Source organism: Sphingomonas populi (assembly GCF_004208535.1).
Taxonomy (GTDB): Bacteria; Pseudomonadota; Alphaproteobacteria; order Sphingomonadales; family Sphingomonadaceae; genus Sphingomonas; species Sphingomonas populi.
Window position 1 is genome coordinate 1 of the sequence record NZ_SGIS01000062.1, and the last position, 15,616, is coordinate 15,616.

The 15,616-nt window shown below is 58.3% G+C and carries 12 protein-coding genes and 3 pseudogenes; 5 read left to right on the forward strand and 10 right to left on the reverse strand.

Features of this window, described 5'->3' with window-relative positions:
- Both EWE75_RS25760 and EWE75_RS22295 read left to right on the forward strand, forming a co-directional pair.
- Window positions 1–114 (forward strand): annotated as a pseudogene (locus EWE75_RS25760) (IS630 family transposase); the annotation flags it as partial.
- A 79-nt stretch (window positions 115–193) separates the two neighbouring features.
- Complete coding sequence (locus EWE75_RS22295; protein WP_130160278.1) at window positions 194–481, forward strand: DUF1330 domain-containing protein; 288 nt, start codon at window positions 194–196, stop codon at window positions 479–481.
- A gap of 60 nt (window positions 482–541) precedes the next feature.
- Here the strand turns inward: EWE75_RS22295 and EWE75_RS22300 are convergent, their stop codons facing one another.
- On the reverse strand, window positions 542–1,717 hold the full coding sequence (locus tag EWE75_RS22300) for an alpha/beta hydrolase family protein (protein ID WP_231708516.1): 1,176 nt from the start codon (window positions 1,715–1,717) through the stop codon (window positions 542–544).
- Between the two features lie 447 nt (window positions 1,718–2,164).
- Between EWE75_RS22300 and EWE75_RS22305 the strand changes: the two genes are divergently transcribed.
- A complete protein-coding gene (locus EWE75_RS22305; RefSeq protein WP_130160279.1) occupies window positions 2,165–3,502 on the forward strand; it encodes a homogentisate 1,2-dioxygenase in 1,338 nt (445 codons plus the stop codon).
- A gap of 54 nt (window positions 3,503–3,556) precedes the next feature.
- On the opposite strand, the pseudogene EWE75_RS22310 reads toward EWE75_RS22305, so the two are convergent.
- The 7 genes and pseudogenes from EWE75_RS22310 to EWE75_RS22340 form a co-directional block, all read right to left on the reverse strand.
- Window positions 3,557–3,856 (reverse strand): annotated as a pseudogene (locus EWE75_RS22310) (IS66 family transposase); the annotation flags it as partial.
- Between the two features lie 288 nt (window positions 3,857–4,144).
- Window positions 4,145–5,209, reverse strand: coding sequence for a CaiB/BaiF CoA transferase family protein (locus EWE75_RS22315; protein ID WP_345789405.1), 1,065 nt, complete (start codon window positions 5,207–5,209; stop codon window positions 4,145–4,147).
- A gap of 14 nt (window positions 5,210–5,223) precedes the next feature.
- Window positions 5,224–6,132, reverse strand: coding sequence for a MaoC/PaaZ C-terminal domain-containing protein (locus EWE75_RS22320; protein WP_130160281.1), 909 nt, complete (start codon window positions 6,130–6,132; stop codon window positions 5,224–5,226).
- The gene (locus EWE75_RS22325; protein WP_130160282.1) at window positions 6,129–7,292 is read right to left on the reverse strand and encodes an acyl-CoA dehydrogenase family protein; all 1,164 of its coding nucleotides are present in this window, start codon (window positions 7,290–7,292) and stop codon (window positions 6,129–6,131) included. The genes EWE75_RS22320 and EWE75_RS22325 overlap by 4 nt, the downstream gene beginning before the upstream one ends.
- Before the next feature lie 51 nt (window positions 7,293–7,343).
- Window positions 7,344–8,975 carry a long-chain-fatty-acid--CoA ligase gene (locus EWE75_RS22330; RefSeq protein ID WP_130160283.1) on the reverse strand — a complete coding sequence of 544 codons (1,632 nt, stop codon included), beginning with the start codon at window positions 8,973–8,975 and terminating at the stop codon, window positions 7,344–7,346.
- Between the two features lie 42 nt (window positions 8,976–9,017).
- Window positions 9,018–11,207 (reverse strand): 3-hydroxyacyl-CoA dehydrogenase NAD-binding domain-containing protein, encoded by a 2,190-nt coding sequence (locus EWE75_RS22335; protein WP_206364848.1) that lies wholly within the window; start codon window positions 11,205–11,207, stop codon window positions 9,018–9,020.
- Window positions 11,208–11,235: 28 nt separating this feature from the next.
- Window positions 11,236–12,441: an acetyl-CoA C-acetyltransferase gene (locus EWE75_RS22340; RefSeq protein ID WP_130160284.1), complete on the reverse strand. Its 1,206-nt coding sequence runs from the start codon at window positions 12,439–12,441 to the stop codon at window positions 11,236–11,238.
- Between the two features lie 222 nt (window positions 12,442–12,663).
- Here EWE75_RS22340 and EWE75_RS22345 point away from each other — a divergent pair, with 222 nt between their 5' ends.
- Entirely contained in the window at window positions 12,664–13,281 is a 618-nt protein-coding gene (locus tag EWE75_RS22345) for a TetR/AcrR family transcriptional regulator (protein ID WP_130160285.1), read from the forward strand.
- 93 nt (window positions 13,282–13,374) lie between these two features.
- The gene (locus EWE75_RS22350; RefSeq protein WP_231708517.1) at window positions 13,375–14,181 is read left to right on the forward strand and encodes an SDR family NAD(P)-dependent oxidoreductase; all 807 of its coding nucleotides are present in this window, start codon (window positions 13,375–13,377) and stop codon (window positions 14,179–14,181) included.
- Window positions 14,182–14,235: 54 nt separating this feature from the next.
- Here the strand turns inward: EWE75_RS22350 and EWE75_RS22355 are convergent, their stop codons facing one another.
- Both EWE75_RS22355 and EWE75_RS25765 read right to left on the reverse strand, forming a co-directional pair.
- A complete protein-coding gene (locus tag EWE75_RS22355; RefSeq protein WP_130160286.1) occupies window positions 14,236–15,051 on the reverse strand; it encodes a TetR/AcrR family transcriptional regulator in 816 nt (271 codons plus the stop codon).
- A 452-nt stretch (window positions 15,052–15,503) separates the two neighbouring features.
- Window positions 15,504–15,616: pseudogene (locus EWE75_RS25765) on the reverse strand (IS630 family transposase); the annotation flags it as partial.

Here is a 15,616-nt window from a genome sequence, read left to right on the forward strand (position 1 = left end):
GCCATCAATCGCTACCTCAAGGAACACAACGCCGACCCAAAGCCCTTCGTCTGGACCAAGCCCGCCGCTCAAATCCTCGACAAGCTCGCCAGACTGCCTGCATCTTCCGTCTGACTCGCTGCACTAGAGGCTCGACGCCGCATGATCCTGAGCGCTAATTCACCATCCCACGAGGAAGAAGGGAGTATTGCCGATGACTGCCTATGTCGTTTTCACCCGCGAGCGCTTGAGAAGCGCATCAGACATGGAGGGCTATTCGCCAGGAGCGCGAGCCAGTTTCGCGGGCCACGACCTACAGCGGCTTGCCGCTTATGGGAAATGCGAAACACTTGAAGGTGCCCCTATCGAAGGCGCAGTCATCCTCTCCTTTCCGACAATGGAGGCAGCTAAGGCTTGGTATGATTCGCCGGAATATTGTGAAGCCCGCAAACATCGGTTCCTCGGGGCCGACTATCGCGCCTTCATCACCGAGGGTGTCTGACATCTGACGAGAAGCGGCGTCTCTGCAGGCTTCAACCCCGCAGAGACGCCGGATCCGAACTTAATCGACAAACCCATGCTCATCGAGCCAGCCGCAAATCAAGGCGATCGCATCGGCTAGTTCCTGCGGCTGGCCGACATAATAATGGTTCGCGCCCTTCATCAGCTTGTAGGTTTTGTCCGCTCCCCCGTAGGCATTGAAGAACCGCGTTGTGTGGTTCCCGGGAATAGCATCGTCGGCAGAATTCTCAATTGCCAGCATCGGCACTGAAATGTTCGGCGCGTGAATTTCGGCGTGCGCATTGGTGTCATCGATCGACCACTGCGACAACCAAGCGCGCGTATTCGAAAAACGCCCGATCCCCGCCGGGCTGCTGTTGGCCGTCTTGGGATCACCCATGAAGCACCAGTTTATGCGCCGATCGTTCGGATCGATTGTAGCGTCCAGAAACAGTGGATTCGCCAGCGTCCTATGGGTGAGCATACACCGCTCAATCTCATCGGTCGTACCCGACCGCACCAATTCGAGCGTCTCCTTTGCAAGCGCCGTGCGGCGGCGCATCCGAGCCAACTGGCTGTGGCGAAAATAGGCCAGGTAATCGGCGCTGTACGGCGGCTTGTTGAGATTGCGCGGACTATAGAGGTCCAGTTCGTGATCCCGGATGGCCGGGTTGTGCTCATCGACGACGGATGGATCGATGAAGTCCCGCAGAATCTCGGCACGGGAAAGGTGCGCTGCGTGGAACATCAGGGCGTCGGCCGGGATCATGCCGGTGAGATCGACCGGGTCGCCCGCCGGGGTCTGGGTGACCGTCGGATTCTCGGCCATGGCCTGATAGAAAGCTGTGAGTGAACCGCCGCCCGACCACCCGGCTACGACGATCTTCTCATAGCCCATCTGCTCCTTCATATGGCGCACATAGACGCCATAGTCACGGACCACATTTTCCATGACCAGAGCGGATTCGTTGCGATTGTAGCGACTTCCCGCGCACAGCACATGAAAGCCCAGGCTGACGAGTTCCGTCGGCAGAGGCAAGTGATGAACCGTAGATGCCGGATGCATGTATATCAGCAATGTCTTGGACGGCTTTCCTTCCGGTCTGAATAAAAATCCATCGATTTGCACATTGCCGGCAGAACTGCGGAAGCCATAGACATCCCGCGAAGCCATATTGTCGTTATAGGCTAGGCTGATAAGCATGCGCTCTATTTCGAATCGTTTTTTATCTGCCACTGATCCACTCCTTACCAATTAACGATTCTATCTGTTTCGGGCCGAGCTGCTGGCAGCGCGCCCGCAGCGCAAATGTTTAGCAATTGTCTTCATTTGCCGCGCGAAGGCCAACAAAATCGCCCCAAACTGCCCTTCGCCCCGCTGGGTGGCATGGTCTTGCGACCGCTGCTGCTCGACAAGGTCGCCATTGCCCTACCCTCCCCAAAACCGCGCTATGCGAGTCGCGTATACCAGAAGCAGCTCGAGTTCATGACGAACCCGACGCAGCGAAGCGTGAAATCACGCACGTAGAAAGTCTCCATCTGCAAATCGACGGACAGCATGGTTTCTCCAACTGTTTAACGATTTACAGCATACAAAAATATTTGCCAGCCCTATAAATTGGTGTTAGCATTTCCTAAAATGGCTTGTTTATCAAAATGCGGCACATGGTAGAGGACCGTTTCAATGAATGACGTTGCTGACGTTAAGCAATTCAAATCCGCAGAGAAGGCTCCTGGCACGGTCAAGTATCAGGTCGGTTTCGGCAATGAGTTCGAGACCGAAGCTGTGGCGGGCGCCCTGCCGAAAGGGCAGAACAGCCCCCAGAAAGTTCCCTTGGGCCTTTACAGCGAGCTCGTCTCTGGGGCGGCATTCTACGCGCCCAGACACTTGAACCGGCGTAGCTATTTGTTTCGTATCCGCCCCTCCGCCCACAATCTAGAATTTAAGCCGTGGGACAGCGGTGACTTCCGCACGCCCCCACTCGATGTACCGCCCTACCCGAATCGCCTGCGCTGGACTCAGCGGCCGCAGGAGGACGTGTCTGCGGATTTTCTGGAGGGTCTCCTAACTCTGTGCGGGTGCGGTTCGCCGAATACGCACTCCGGTCTCGCGGTCCATCTTTTTCGCGCCACGAAGTCGATGAAGAACCGGGCCTTCAGCAACGCCGACGGCGAATTTCTCATTATACCCCAGCAGGGCAACCTCCGCATCGTCACTGAATTCGGCGTGATCGAGGCGGAGCCGTCCGAGCTGGTGCTGATCCCCCGGGGGGTAAAATTCCGCGTGGACCTGCAGGGTACATTTGCCCGCGGCCTGGTGTTCGAAAATTATGGCGATCCGTGGACGCTACCAGAACTGGGCCTGATCGGCTCGAACGGACTCGCCAACGCCATCGATTTTGAGGCGCCAGTCGCGAGTTTCGAGGGCGAGGACATCCAGACCCAAGTGATCCATAAGCTCGCCGGCAAGTTCTGGTCGGTCGATCTGGACCATTCCCCTTTCGACGTGGTGGCCTGGCGCGGCAGCCTGACGCCCTACAAGTATGACATGCGCAAGTTCGTTGCGATTAGTACGGCCACTGTCGATCACCCCGATCCGTCGATCTTTTGCGCGCTGACATCGCCCGCTCACGCCGTAAGCGGCTGCAATGCCGATTTCATGATAATTCCACCCCGCTGGGTCGTTGGGGACAATACTCTCCATTTGCCTGGCTTCCACCGCAATACCGTTACTGAAATCAGCAGCATCGTATGCGGCTTGCCCATCAAAAATGGCGTAGACATGAACGGCAGCATCGGCGTCACGAACAGTTGGAGCGCGCATGGACCAGACGCCTCTGCCTTTGAGGTGGCGCGCGAAGCGGCCAGCCTCGATCCACACCGGGTCGATAATCTCATCTCCATTCTGGTCGAGACCCGTTATCCAATGGAATTTACGCAGGCGGCAATGGACATGAAGGGATATCTGCCAGACGTCACCGCAAGCTGGTCGGGATTCCGCAAGCGCTTCCCTGACGGCTGAAGGAAGGCGCGCAAGGCTTGGGTCAGCCGCGTAGCCGGGGCAAATCTTGGAGAGTCAGGCCTTTGCGAGCCTGAGTAGGTGCGGGAGGGCTGGGAGAGCGGGAGCGCAAGCAACGGCGAAGCGATCGCCGAGGAACTGGTAGAATGAGACGCCGAGCTTGCCGCACGTCTTGAGAAGCCCGAGCATGGTGTCGCGGGCAACCCTGCCATTTTCGCTGACGGTGCCGCCGGAGATCTTGCGCTTGGTGACGACGGTTCTGACGTCGTTTTCCGAGCCGGTGGTGTGGAGCGGGATCTCGGGCCGATCGAGGACGCACAGCAGCTGGCTCTTGTGTTTGTGCAACCGGCGAGTTGCCGATCGAGCATGATATACCCGTGTGTGGACTTTTGCGCCGCCGTTGACACGCCCAGCTTATAGAACGCGGCGGGCTCTGTTTGCAAAAACCTCGCGGAGCCGATCGCGGCCGTAACGCCGCTTGGTTTCAGGCGGTGTAGACGTTGAACTGCCTCTCGATCAGACGCACTTCTCCCATGAAGCCGCCGCTATATCGATCGGCATCACGCCAATTGTTGCAACAGAGCCGCCTCAGGCGTCCATGTGGTCTAGGTTCGTTCGACGATGTGATGGACATCGACCTCACCTTCAGCGCGACCACCGTGCCAGCATCTCGTCGAACGACAATTCAGCGCCAGCGCGGATCGATGATGGTGTTCCCATCGGTCGCGGTGCCGGCCACGGTTGCACGACGCCCCCTCGTTCTGCAAAAGTGCCGCGCGCGACATTATGAGGGTGCCGAGCCGCCTCCTCCCAATTCAGAACCGGGGTGACACAGGCGTCCGTGCCGTCGAACAGTTGGCACCACTCATCGCGCATGCGCGTCGCGATACGCTCGGCGAACCGCGCGGCCATTTCCGGCCAACGAGCGCGGTCATGTTGCGGGATGTCGTTCGGTAAATCGAGGCCGTGAAGAAACGCACGAAAAAATGCCGGTTCGATTGGCCCCACTGCAATATATTCGCCATCGGCGCATTGGTAGCACCGGTAATAAGGCGCGCCGCCGTCAATCAAATTATTTGCCCGCTCATCATTCCACATTCCGCTAGCGCGCCAGGCATGGAACACTGCCGTCATCATGACGACGCCGTCCACCATCGCCGAATCTACGACCTGGCCCTTGCCGGTGGTGCGGGCGCTGACCAGCGCCGCGAGCACACCAGTCAGCAGAAACATAGCTCCACCACCATAGTCTCCGATCAGGTTGAGAGGTACCGGTGGTGGCGACCCGGGGGAGCCGATCGCGCGCAGGGCGCCGGTGAGCGCCAGATAGTTGATGTCATGGCCGACGCTTCGCGCAAGTGGCCCATTCTGACCCCAACCGGTCATACGCCCATAAACGAGCGCCGGATTTACGTCCAGACAAGCGTCGGGGCCAAGTCCCAGTCGCTCCATGACACCTGGCCGCAACCCTTCGATCAGTATGTCAGCGCGCGATACGAGTGAGAGAGCCTGGTCCCGCTGGGTCTTGAGATCAAGCTCAATCGTCGGGCGACCGCGGTGGAGAACGGAACCGCCAACGTCGTCCCACGGATCATCCGCGCGCTTTGGACGGGCGATGCGGACGACCTCGGCCCCCATGTCTGCGAGCATCGTCGCCGCGAACGGCACCGGGCCTATCGCATCGAATTCGACGACGCGGATGCCGGCCAAGGACCCTGATTCCATCATGTCGCAACCTTATCCATCGACTCTATGTCAGTGCGCGTTTCGAAGCGGTCACATTCGATCTCCCCGATCGCAACCACGAGGTCGCGCGCTGGAACGCTGGCGCGAAACATGTAACAGCCATCGGCGGAAGCCCATGTTTCGGTCAGTATCGCGTCGCCTGGCCAAACTGGTGCCGTAAAGCGGAAACGCAAGGCAGAAACGCGCATCGGATTGTTGGCGCAACATACGCGTACGAGCGCACGGCCGACAACACCTGCGGTTGCAAGGCCATGCAGAATCGGCCTGGCAAAGCCCGCCTTTGCCGCAGCGCGCGGATCGACGTGCAGCGGGTTGTAATCCCCCGACAGCCGGTAAAGCAGCGCCTGATTGATGGCGGTGGGTAACAACAGAGAGCCATCCGCGGGGCGTTGCGGCGGCTCCGGCGATGACAGCCCCATCGGGCGGTTAGCGCCTCCAAAACCGCCTGCGCCTTGCAGCACCCATATCTCTTCAAGAGTAGCAATGGCTTCTCCCGACTGGACGTTGGTGAGCTCGCGATTGATTTGAATCAGGGCAGGTCGGCCAGCCCCCTTGTCACTAACTGCGCCGATCGTCGTCCGACCTACAAGTTCACCCTGTACATCCAGCGGTCGATGCAGCCGCACCGACTGTTCACCATGCAAAACAGAGGCTGGGTCTATTCCTGTCTCGGGATCCGTCGCCCAAAAACCAGGGGAACCGAGGACAATCGCCATCGTGGGAAGCGCGCGCAGCCCAGATTCGTAGACGAAAGGTAATTCATCAAAGTCCGCTAGGCCCGCCCCAACACCGAGGGCGTAGAGTATCACGTCTGACGGGCCATACGCCTGCCGAACCTCAGGCACATGATAGGCTAGCAGCTTGCCTACTTCCAATAGCGTATTCATTTATTGCGCAGCTTGCGTTCGTCTAAGCCAAGTCCGCGACCGATAATCTCCTTCATGATCTCGCTCGTGCCAGCGAAGATCCGGCTGATGCGGGCATCCGTGTACAGACGGCTGATCCGATATTCGTCCATATAGCCGGCACCGCCGTGAAGCTGAACGCACTCATCCATCACCCGTGCTTCGACCTCGCTCGCGTGCAGCTTGCACTTCGCGGCGTCATCACCGCTAAGTTCACCTGCATTGAGCAACAGCACGCATTGATCGATGAACGTCTGGGCGACGTCGAGTTGCGTCCGCATTTCGGCCATTTTAAAGCGACTGTTCTGGAACGTTCCGATCGGCTGGCCGAACGCGCGTCGTTCCGTGACATAGTCGAGCGTGAGATCAAACGCGACCTGCGCGGTCGCCATAAAGCCGATAGCGGCGACCAGCCGCTCCTGCGCAAGAAGACGGGTCAGATACTGGAAGCCCTTGCCGGCCTCTCCGATGAGGTTGCGCGCAGGGACAATGACATTGTCAAAAAAGAGTTCTGTCGTATCCTGCGATTTTAAACCCATTTTTGCGAGCTTGCGACCGCGTTCAAAGCCCTTCATTCCGCGTTCGACAATGAACAGGCTGACCCCATGAGGCTTGTCCGGATCGGTACGTGCTGCCACAATGACGATATCTGCCAGAATGCCGTTTGAAATATATGTCTTGGCACCGTTGAGTACCCAGTCATCCCCCCGCTGCGCCGCCGTTGTCCGCATCCCGGCGAGGTCGCTGCCAGCCGAAGGCTCGGTCATCGCGACGGCGAGAATGGTCTCGCCGCTGACGATGCGTGGCATCAGTCGGTCTTTCTGCTCGTCGTTACCGAGCTTCGCGATGTACGGAGCGACCAGATTGCTGTGCAAGTTGATGTAGAAGCCGATATCGCCGTGGCGCATATTCTCTTCGACGATGATCTGCTCGAAACGAAAATCGTCGACGCCTGCGCCGCCATATTTCTCGTCAGCCCAAGTGCACAGAAACCCGGCTTTACCCGCCTTCTCATAGACCTCGCGATCGACGATGCCTGCTTCTCGCCAGCGCGCGCCGTGGGGTGCGACCTCCGCCAGCATGAAAGCACGGACGCTATCGCGAAACTGCTCATGCTCGGTGCCAAAGATCAACCGACGCATAACACAATCCGCAGGTTCATGAAGCGCCCCCCCTTATTAACCGAAAACATCTTATACAACCTGTTCCACATAACGGGCACGTAGCGCCTTCTTGTCGAGCTTTCCGACGCTAGTCTTTTCGAGCGCATCAACCAGTTTGATATGCTCCGGCACCCCATAGCGGGGAATGACACCTGCAGTTGCAGCGGCGGTGAGGGCAGTGCGTATCGCCTCGACCTCGAGGTCGTAGCCTTCACGCGGGACGACCAGCGCCATAGGCCGTTCAGCCCAGCGAGCATCAGGCGTTGCGATCACCGCGCTTTCGGCAACGCCCTCAACCTGCGAGATCAGACTTTCAAGAAGGAGCGATGATATCCATTCCCCGCCGGACTTGATCACATCTTTGACCCGATCGGTGATGCATAGAGCACCGTCTTCGCCGAATTTCCCGATGTCGCCCGAATGCAGCCAGCCGCCGCGCCACAGTTCCTGTGATTCCTCCTCATTGCGCCAATAGCCAGGGGTCAACCATGGGGAGCGGAAGACGATTTCACCCTCTTCACCGACTGCTGTTTCGCCAAGATCAGGCGTGACGGTCCGCACATCGCACAGAAGGGCAGGGCGACCGGGGCGGGTTCGCAACCGCAGTTGCTCGTCAAGCTCGGCAACGGCTTCAGTGGCCGTGAGATGATTGACGGTCTGTATCGCAAAGGCCTCAGACATGCCGTAGCCGCTAAAGATGTCTATGCGATGTTCGAGAGCGGATCGAACCAGTCCTCCCGGCAAAGCCCCACCACCGATTAGCATCTTCATGCGCGAAAGATCCACCGGCCGCACTTTCAGCTCATCGAGCAGCATCCGCAAAACCGAGGCAACACAGTGCGAGAACGTAACACTCTCTTCCTCGATCAGCCTAAGCAGGATGTCGGCCTTGTAACGCCCCGGATACACCTGTTTGGCACCGAGCAGCGTCGCTGCGTATGGAAAGCCCCAGGCATGGGCGTGGAACAGCGGTGTGATCGGCATATACACATCGTCTGCGCCAAACCGGCCTTGCGCAGGCGCCGTGCCGAACGTCGCGAGCACGCCAAGCGTGTGCAGGAAGATTTGCCGGTGCGAATAATAGACGCCCTTCGGATTGCCCGTTGTCCCGGATGTGTAGAACATCGTAGCGCGGGACCGTTCGTCGACGTCGGGGTAGGCGAAATCAGGCGCTGCAGCTTCGGTGATGGCGTAATATTCGGCCATCTCCACGTCGGGCGGTGGCTCGAAGTCACCGGCATCGCCGACAACGATTATTTTTTGCAGCCGCAGTTCGGGAACCCCCGCTGTGAGCAGCGGCAAGAAATCCGGATGCGTGATCACCGTCGTGGCGCCGGAATTGTCGATCGTGTAACGAACCTGATCGCGAGACAGCCGAACATTGACGGTCATCAGGACACAACCCATCACTGGAATAGCATAGAAGCACTCCAGATATCGATGAGTATCCCAGTCCAGTACGGCAACCGTCTCGCCTTGCTTCACGCCGCAGGCCGTCAGCGCTCCTGCCAGCCGAGCAACCCGTTCAGCAAACTGCGGATAGGTAAATCGCAACCCGCTCGCGTCCACGATCTCGCCGGCCACTGTCGACCGATTGGCGGTAGGCATCAGGTGGCGGATAAGCAACGGAAAATCTCCGTTCGGCATCTCACCACTGGTCATTATTCTCCCCTCCGCTTCTAATTATTCTGGACATTATCGGCTTTAGCTTTGAGCAAGCTCGGCGTGGTCCTCTTCTACGTGATCTTGTTGTTCGGCAGCGACATAAAACTGGATCCCTTTTCTCGACATATCGCGCAATAATTTAGGCGGCGCGAACCGCGGGCCATAGAGCTGGGCAAGCCTGTCAGCCTCACGCTCAAAAGCGGGCACACCCACCGTATCAATGTAGCTGATCGTACCGCCGGTCCAGATTGGAAATCCCCAACCGTAAACCGATCCCAGATCGGCATCCTCGGCGGTCTGCAGTACACCTTCCTCCAGACAGCGGACGGTTTCGACGGATTGCGCATACAGGTAACGCGCCTTCAGATCGTCGATGTTCCAGTCATCCTTAGCTGGAAAATGCTCCGCAATACCCTGCCAGAGCCGCTTCTTGCCGTCTTCGTCATAATCATAGAAACCACCGCCCGCTTTGCGGCCACCGCGACCGAGTTCGTCGCGCATTCGACGCAGGGTGTTTACGCCGGCCGGAACCAGATATCTGGCGCCTTCCTGTTCGATGGCCTGATCTACGATAGCCAGCGGCAAATCGAAGCTCAGTTCGTCAAGCAGCGCGAGAGGGCCTACGGGCATCCCAACGGCCTTCGCGGCATTCTCGATCACGGCGGGCGGCACGCCTTCACCGAGCATCGCCGCGCCTTCATGAATCAACGTCTGGAAAACGCGGCTGGTATAAAAGCCGCGGCTGTCATTGACGACGATCGGCGTCTTTCCGATCTGAGCAACGAAATCGAGCGCCTTGGCAAGCGTTTCGGCAGAGGTCTGACGCCCCATGATGACTTCGACCAGGCTCATCCGGTCCACCGGCGAGAAGAAGTGAATGCCGATGAACTGGTCGGGCCGCTTGGAGGCCTTGGCCAGTTCGCTGATCGGCAAGGTCGAGGTGTTCGAACCGAACACCGTATTCTCGCTGATTACAGCTTCGGCCTTCTCGGTGGTCGCCGCCTTGATAGCCAGGTCTTCGAAAACGGCCTCGACGATCAAATCGCAGCTTGCGAGCATCGCGAATTCGTCGGTCGCCGTGATCCGCGCGAGAATGGCTTCGGCATCGCCTTCCGCCATTTTGCCCGCCGCAATCAGTTTCTGCATCACCTTGGCCGAGTATTGTCGGCCCTTTTCCGCCGTCGCCACATCACGGTCGAGCAAGATGACGTCAATGCCTGCTCGCGCCGACACAAAGGCGATACCCGCGCCCATCATTCCTGCGCCAAGCATGCCGATCTTGGCGAGTTTGGATTTCGGTACGCCTGCGGGACGGCGCGCGCCTTTCTCGGCCGCCTTACGGCTGATGAAGCTGGTACGGATTATGTTGCGCGCCACCGGACTGCTAAGCAGCTGTGCAAAATATTTGCTTTCGACCGACAACGCTTTGTCGAATGGCAGCTGAGCGCCTTCATACACGGTGGATAATATAGCCGCAGCCGCAGGCTGATTGTAGCCGGCCTTCTTCGCAACCATCGCCGCAGCCAACGAATAGTCTGCTGCATCTGCTGGAACCAGTAGGCCCAGCTTCTGCGGCGCCTGCGCGCCCTTCACGTCCCAGGGTTTTACCGGATCAGGGTTCGTCGCAAGCCAGGCCTTTGCGCTGCTGAACGCTTCGTTGGCCGGCACGATCTCGTCAACGATCCCCAAAGTCAGCGCTTCCTTAGCGCCCAGCTGCCTGCCAGACAACAGAAGGTCGAGCGCCGTTTTCACGCCTGCGATGCGCAGCAGTCGCTGGGTTCCGCCTGCTCCGGGCAGAAGTCCGACGTTGACCTCGGGTAGCCCCACGGCTGTGCCGGGACGATCAACCGCGATCCGGCGATGGCAAGCCAGAGCCAGTTCGAGCCCACCACCAAGCGCCAATCCGTCAATGATCGCAACCCACGGCTTGCCCGAGCGTTCGATCGCTCGAAGCAGGCCGGAAACCCTTTGCGAAAATTCGAAATGTTCGCGCTTGGTAAGCCCGTCATAGGCACCAACCAGGAACTTGAGATCGGCACCCGCCATAAACGCCGACTTGGCGGATGCGAGGATCACGCCCTGTACGTTCTCGTCGGTTGTGAGGCTCGCGATCGCTTCTTCCATCTCCCCGACAAAATTCAGGGAAATGACATTCATTGGTGCGTCGGCATTGTCGAGGACAAGCGTGGCTACGCCATCGGCGGCTTTTGAGATGTTCAGATGTCGCATTTTATTATCATTCGCTCCGATAGCCCGGTCAAACGCGCTCGATGATGGTGGCTGTTCCCAGACCATTTGCCGCGCACAGCGACACGAGGGCGGTGTTAAGATCACGCCGCTCGAGTTCGTCGAGGACTGTCCCCAGGATCATCGCCCCCGTCGCGCCCATCGGGTGCCCCATGGCGATCGCACCGCCGTTCACGTTTATCTTGTCATGCGGAATACGGAGCGTGCGCATATAGCGCAGCATCATGCTCGCAAATGCTTCATTAAGCTCGAAAAGGTCGATATCGTCCTTGGACATGCCGGCGATGGACAATGCCTTTTCGCTGACCGCCGCCGGCGCCGTGAGCATGATCGTCGGTTCTGAGCCGATACTGGCATAGCTGCGGATCCTGGCGCGCGGCTTGAGTCCGGCGCTCTTGCCGAAAGCCTCAGAGCCGACGAGCACCATGCCGGAACCGTCCACAATTCCTGAGCTGTTCCCGCCGTGGTGAACATAGCTGAGTTGTTCGACCTGGGGATAGCGATCCTTGATTACGGCTTCGAAGCCAGCCTTTCCAAACCCTTCGAACGCGGGCTTGAGCTTCGCGAGTTGTTCGAGCGTGGTGCCTGGCCGGATGAGCTCGTCGCGATCCAGAAGGACCTCGCCAATGGCATCGCGCACTGGAACGATGGCGCCGCCGAAACGGCCTTCAGACCAACTCTCCGCTGCACGGCGCTGACTTTCGATCGCATAGCTGTCGACGTCCTCGCGCGTGTAGCCGTCTAATGTTGCGATAAGGTCGGCGCCAATGCCCTGCGGCGCATAATGGTTGCTCAAGGTAATCGCCGGATCAGCCGACCATGGGCCGCTGTCATAGCCCAGTTTGGTCCGACTCATCGCTTCGACACCACCCCCGATGCCGCCCAGGACCATGCCGGCTATCACCTGGGCCGCCATCAGGTTCACTGCATCGAGCCCCGACGCACAGAAACGGTTGACCTGCTGTCCGCCCACAGTCTGCGCATAGCCCGCGTTTAGAACCGCAGCGCGCGCAAGCACGCCCCCCTGCTCGCCCACGGGCTGCGCGCTACCGAGAATAACATCGTCCAGCAGGGCGGTATCAAGTTCATTGCGATCGCGAAGCGCTTCCAGAAGCTGGGTTGCCAGCCCGACTGAGGTAATTTCATGAAGCGAGCCATCTTCGCGGCCACGACCGCGGGGCGTGCGAACATGATCGTAGATAAATGCCTCAGGCATACTGATTCCCCGCCTCGGCGCCACGCTGTCGTTGACCGCTCAAAAACCATCCAATCGGATGGATGAATATTGACATGCCTATCAGCTTCGATACTGTCAACCCCAGTCTCGAACATCTCCTGCTTGGCGCATTGGGGGCTCGCTTGCAGAGGGAGGCGTCTTCCCACCAGCAGAATATAAAGAGGACCGGGCGTGTTTGTTGAGGGCGAGGCGGAATAGGAAATGGCGAAACCGACAGTCAAAATTAGCAGGCCCGCGAAGCATGGTCGACGCAAAACTGTAATCCGGGAAGAGGCTGCGAAAGTCTTTGCGGAAAATGGATTCCGCGGCGCAACAATGCAGCAGATCGCTGAGGCTTGTGGCATGCATAAGGCGAGCGTATATCACTATTATCGCTCCAAAGATGCAATACTGTTCGACATATTGACTTTTGCCGATCAGGAAATCTCCGACCTGATGGACAAAGAGGAATTCAAAGATATTTCCGACTTGGAAAAGGTGGGCAGGTTCGTGTCGACCCATGTGGCGTGGTATCTTCGCCATCCGGCGATCGCTCGCGTCGCTTTCCAGGAATGGATGGGCCTTTCCAGAGAAGCGTTGGATATCCAGAGGGAGCGACGTCGGCGCTATGGCCATTTCGTGCGAAACAAGATCGAACAGTGTCAGGCCCAAGGACTAATACCAGCGGCTGCGAATCCTGTGGTGATGAGCAACTTCATCAACGGCGCCGTTGCGGCCGCCAATATCTGGTTCAATCCTGATGGGCCGGCCACGGCCGACGCGATCGCCGAAGAATTCGGCAAGATAGCCATATCTATAGTGTCCCGAAAGGACAGTTGACCCGGCATGTGACCTCATCCCCACAAATGGCCTTCGTTCGCCCGACACCCTGCCAAGACAAATATCTTAAAACATGCAAATGGAGAGTGCAGAATGGTTCCTACAACTGATCACATGACAAGCACCAATTTCGCCGACCTGTTTTCTCTCACTGGTAAGGTCGCGTTGGTCACGGGCGGCGCACGCGGTCTGGGCAGGATGATTGCCACGGGCTTGCTGCGTGCTGGCGCGAAGGTTTATATCACTTCCCGGGACGAGGGAGATGTTCGCGCCGCTGCGGATGAGTTGAACAGGCTAGGCATTTGCCAGGCATTGCCAGGGAACGCCGGAAGCCCGGAAGGAATCGCTGAATTGGCGGCGCAATTTCGTCAGGCGGGTGAGGAGGCGCTCAATATCCTTATCAATAATGCTGGCCGTACGTGGGGTGCGCCGTTCGAGACCTTTCCCGACAAGGCGTGGGCCGGCGTCCTCGCGGTCAATGTGCAAGGGCCATTCCGGATGATCCAGGAGTTGCTTCCCGAACTGGAAGCAGCGGCCAAGGCGGGCGATCCGTCGCGGGTGATTAACATCGGCTCGGTTGCGGGCAGTGCGGTCAACGACCTCCAAGCTTACAGCTACAGCGCCAGCAAGGCGGCCATCCATCATCTCGGCGGCCAACTCGCATCCGAGCTTTCTTCTCGGAATATTACTGTCAACACTGTGGCTCCCGGCTATTTTCCTACCGACATGACTGCGCATTTGCAGGACAAAAGGGCAGGTCTGACGAACAAGATCCCTATGAGCCGAATTGGTAACGCTGCGGATATTCAGGGGGCGGTTATTTATTTGTCGAGCGCAGCAGGCGCCTACCTGACCGGAATAGTCCTTCCGGTCGATGGAGGAATCGCCGGGACACGCTGAGTGCCCGGAGATAAAGGCCAGGCCTGCAAGGGCGTGACCGAGCCGTAGACGGGCCTATTGTACCGGCCTTTTCCGTCTGGCCAAGGCGGGCTTGGTCGGACTGGAAACGCCTTCTATGTCACGATCGCGCTGAATGCCGAGCAGGAAAAGGGCAATCCCCTCTCTAAACAAGTCCTCAGCGCCGAGTTGGAGCGGAACGACCTTGCCGAAGATGATGTGCTCCATCCGGACTGGGTCAAGACTGGCGAGTTTCTCTTCGAAGAACTGTTTATGATCGGCAGGCAAGAGATCTTGCGTGGCTTGATTGGCAGTGCTCATCACGAATTCATGGATAAGCTGGGTACGCAGGCCGGTCCGCTCGGCCGAAAGCCCAGCAGCACGTACGTGGCCGACGAACCGGTTAAGCATTTCCGCGCCATAGTCCCGATCGCCGAAAGCGGTGAGCTGGAAAACGCGAAAGCGGTGATTGGATACGAGGTAGGCTGCGATCCCCGGATAGTCCAGGAGATGGTCAAAAAATGCCTTCGCGGCATTCCGCACGTCTTGCTCCCAGTCGCCCGTAGCCGTCGGCCATTTCCTCAACAAACTCTTATAGAACAAGTTCATGATGCCCGAGGTTAACCAGTCGCGCCCACCGATATAATAATGGATGAGCGCAGGCGTAACGTTGATCGAGCGAGCAACAACAACTATCGACAGGTCCTGTAAGGCTACCGATTTGGAGAGCTTGAGTGCAGCTCTCAGGATGCCCTGCCGGCTAGCCCCACCCTTTTCATCCGCAGCTGGGCGCCCCCGTCGCCGACCTGCGCTTTTCTTCGGCGCGCGGTGCGGCTTGCTGTCGTCGTCTTCTGATATTGTCTTGTCAGCCACGCCTCAATCCTACTAATACTATTCCCAAACAAACGACACTGTCGCGTATTGCGACCGAATCTGCTTGGCCACTTTTGGTATATGTCTCCCCTTAAAAGTAAAGATATTCGAAGCGCGGGTCTGCTCCCAGCCTCGCGAAAGCCGTGATCGCTGGAGCGCTCGCCAATCCTATATCGATCGGGGTCAGAAAGACAACCTGTCCGGCAGGCCGTGTTGTTTTCGCGGTGAAATGACGGCCGTGCCCCATGAACGGGCGCTGTGTATCATCCCCTGTACGCCGACCGAGTGCCGACGTCGCAGACAGGCCTTCAATTGACAATATCTGAAGTATTCATATCGATGCTGCTTGGGTTCCTTAAAAAGGTCGAGCCAGATTGAAGGGCAGAAAGCGCTCGGCACCGCGGCCGTTAGCCGGTAGGGAAAGATTTTGATGCCGAAGCTAGTGCAGCGAGTCAGACGGAAGATGCAGGCAGTCTGGCGAGCTTGTCGAGGATTTGAGCGGCGGGCTTGGTCCAGACGAAGGGCTTTGGGTCGGCGTTGTGTTCCTTGAGGTAGCGATTGATGG

Bases quoted from the DNA above. Each gene is read 5' to 3' on its own strand.
- EWE75_RS22295 (WP_130160278.1), top strand. From the start codon at position 194: ATGACTGCCTATGTCGTTTTCACCCGCGAGCGCTTGAGAAGCGCATCA.
- EWE75_RS22305 (WP_130160279.1), top strand. From the start codon at position 2,165: ATGAATGACGTTGCTGACGTTAAGCAATTCAAATCCGCAGAGAAGGCT.
- EWE75_RS22320 (WP_130160281.1), bottom strand. From the start codon at position 6,132: ATGAATACGCTATTGGAAGTAGGCAAGCTGCTAGCCTATCATGTGCCT.
- EWE75_RS22325 (WP_130160282.1), bottom strand. From the start codon at position 7,292: ATGCGTCGGTTGATCTTTGGCACCGAGCATGAGCAGTTTCGCGATAGC.
- EWE75_RS22330 (WP_130160283.1), bottom strand. From the start codon at position 8,975: ATGACCAGTGGTGAGATGCCGAACGGAGATTTTCCGTTGCTTATCCGC.
- EWE75_RS22335 (WP_206364848.1), bottom strand. From the start codon at position 11,207: ATGCGACATCTGAACATCTCAAAAGCCGCCGATGGCGTAGCCACGCTT.
- EWE75_RS22340 (WP_130160284.1), bottom strand. From the start codon at position 12,441: ATGCCTGAGGCATTTATCTACGATCATGTTCGCACGCCCCGCGGTCGT.
- EWE75_RS22345 (WP_130160285.1), top strand. From the start codon at position 12,664: ATGGCGAAACCGACAGTCAAAATTAGCAGGCCCGCGAAGCATGGTCGA.
- EWE75_RS22350 (WP_231708517.1), top strand. From the start codon at position 13,375: ATGGTTCCTACAACTGATCACATGACAAGCACCAATTTCGCCGACCTG.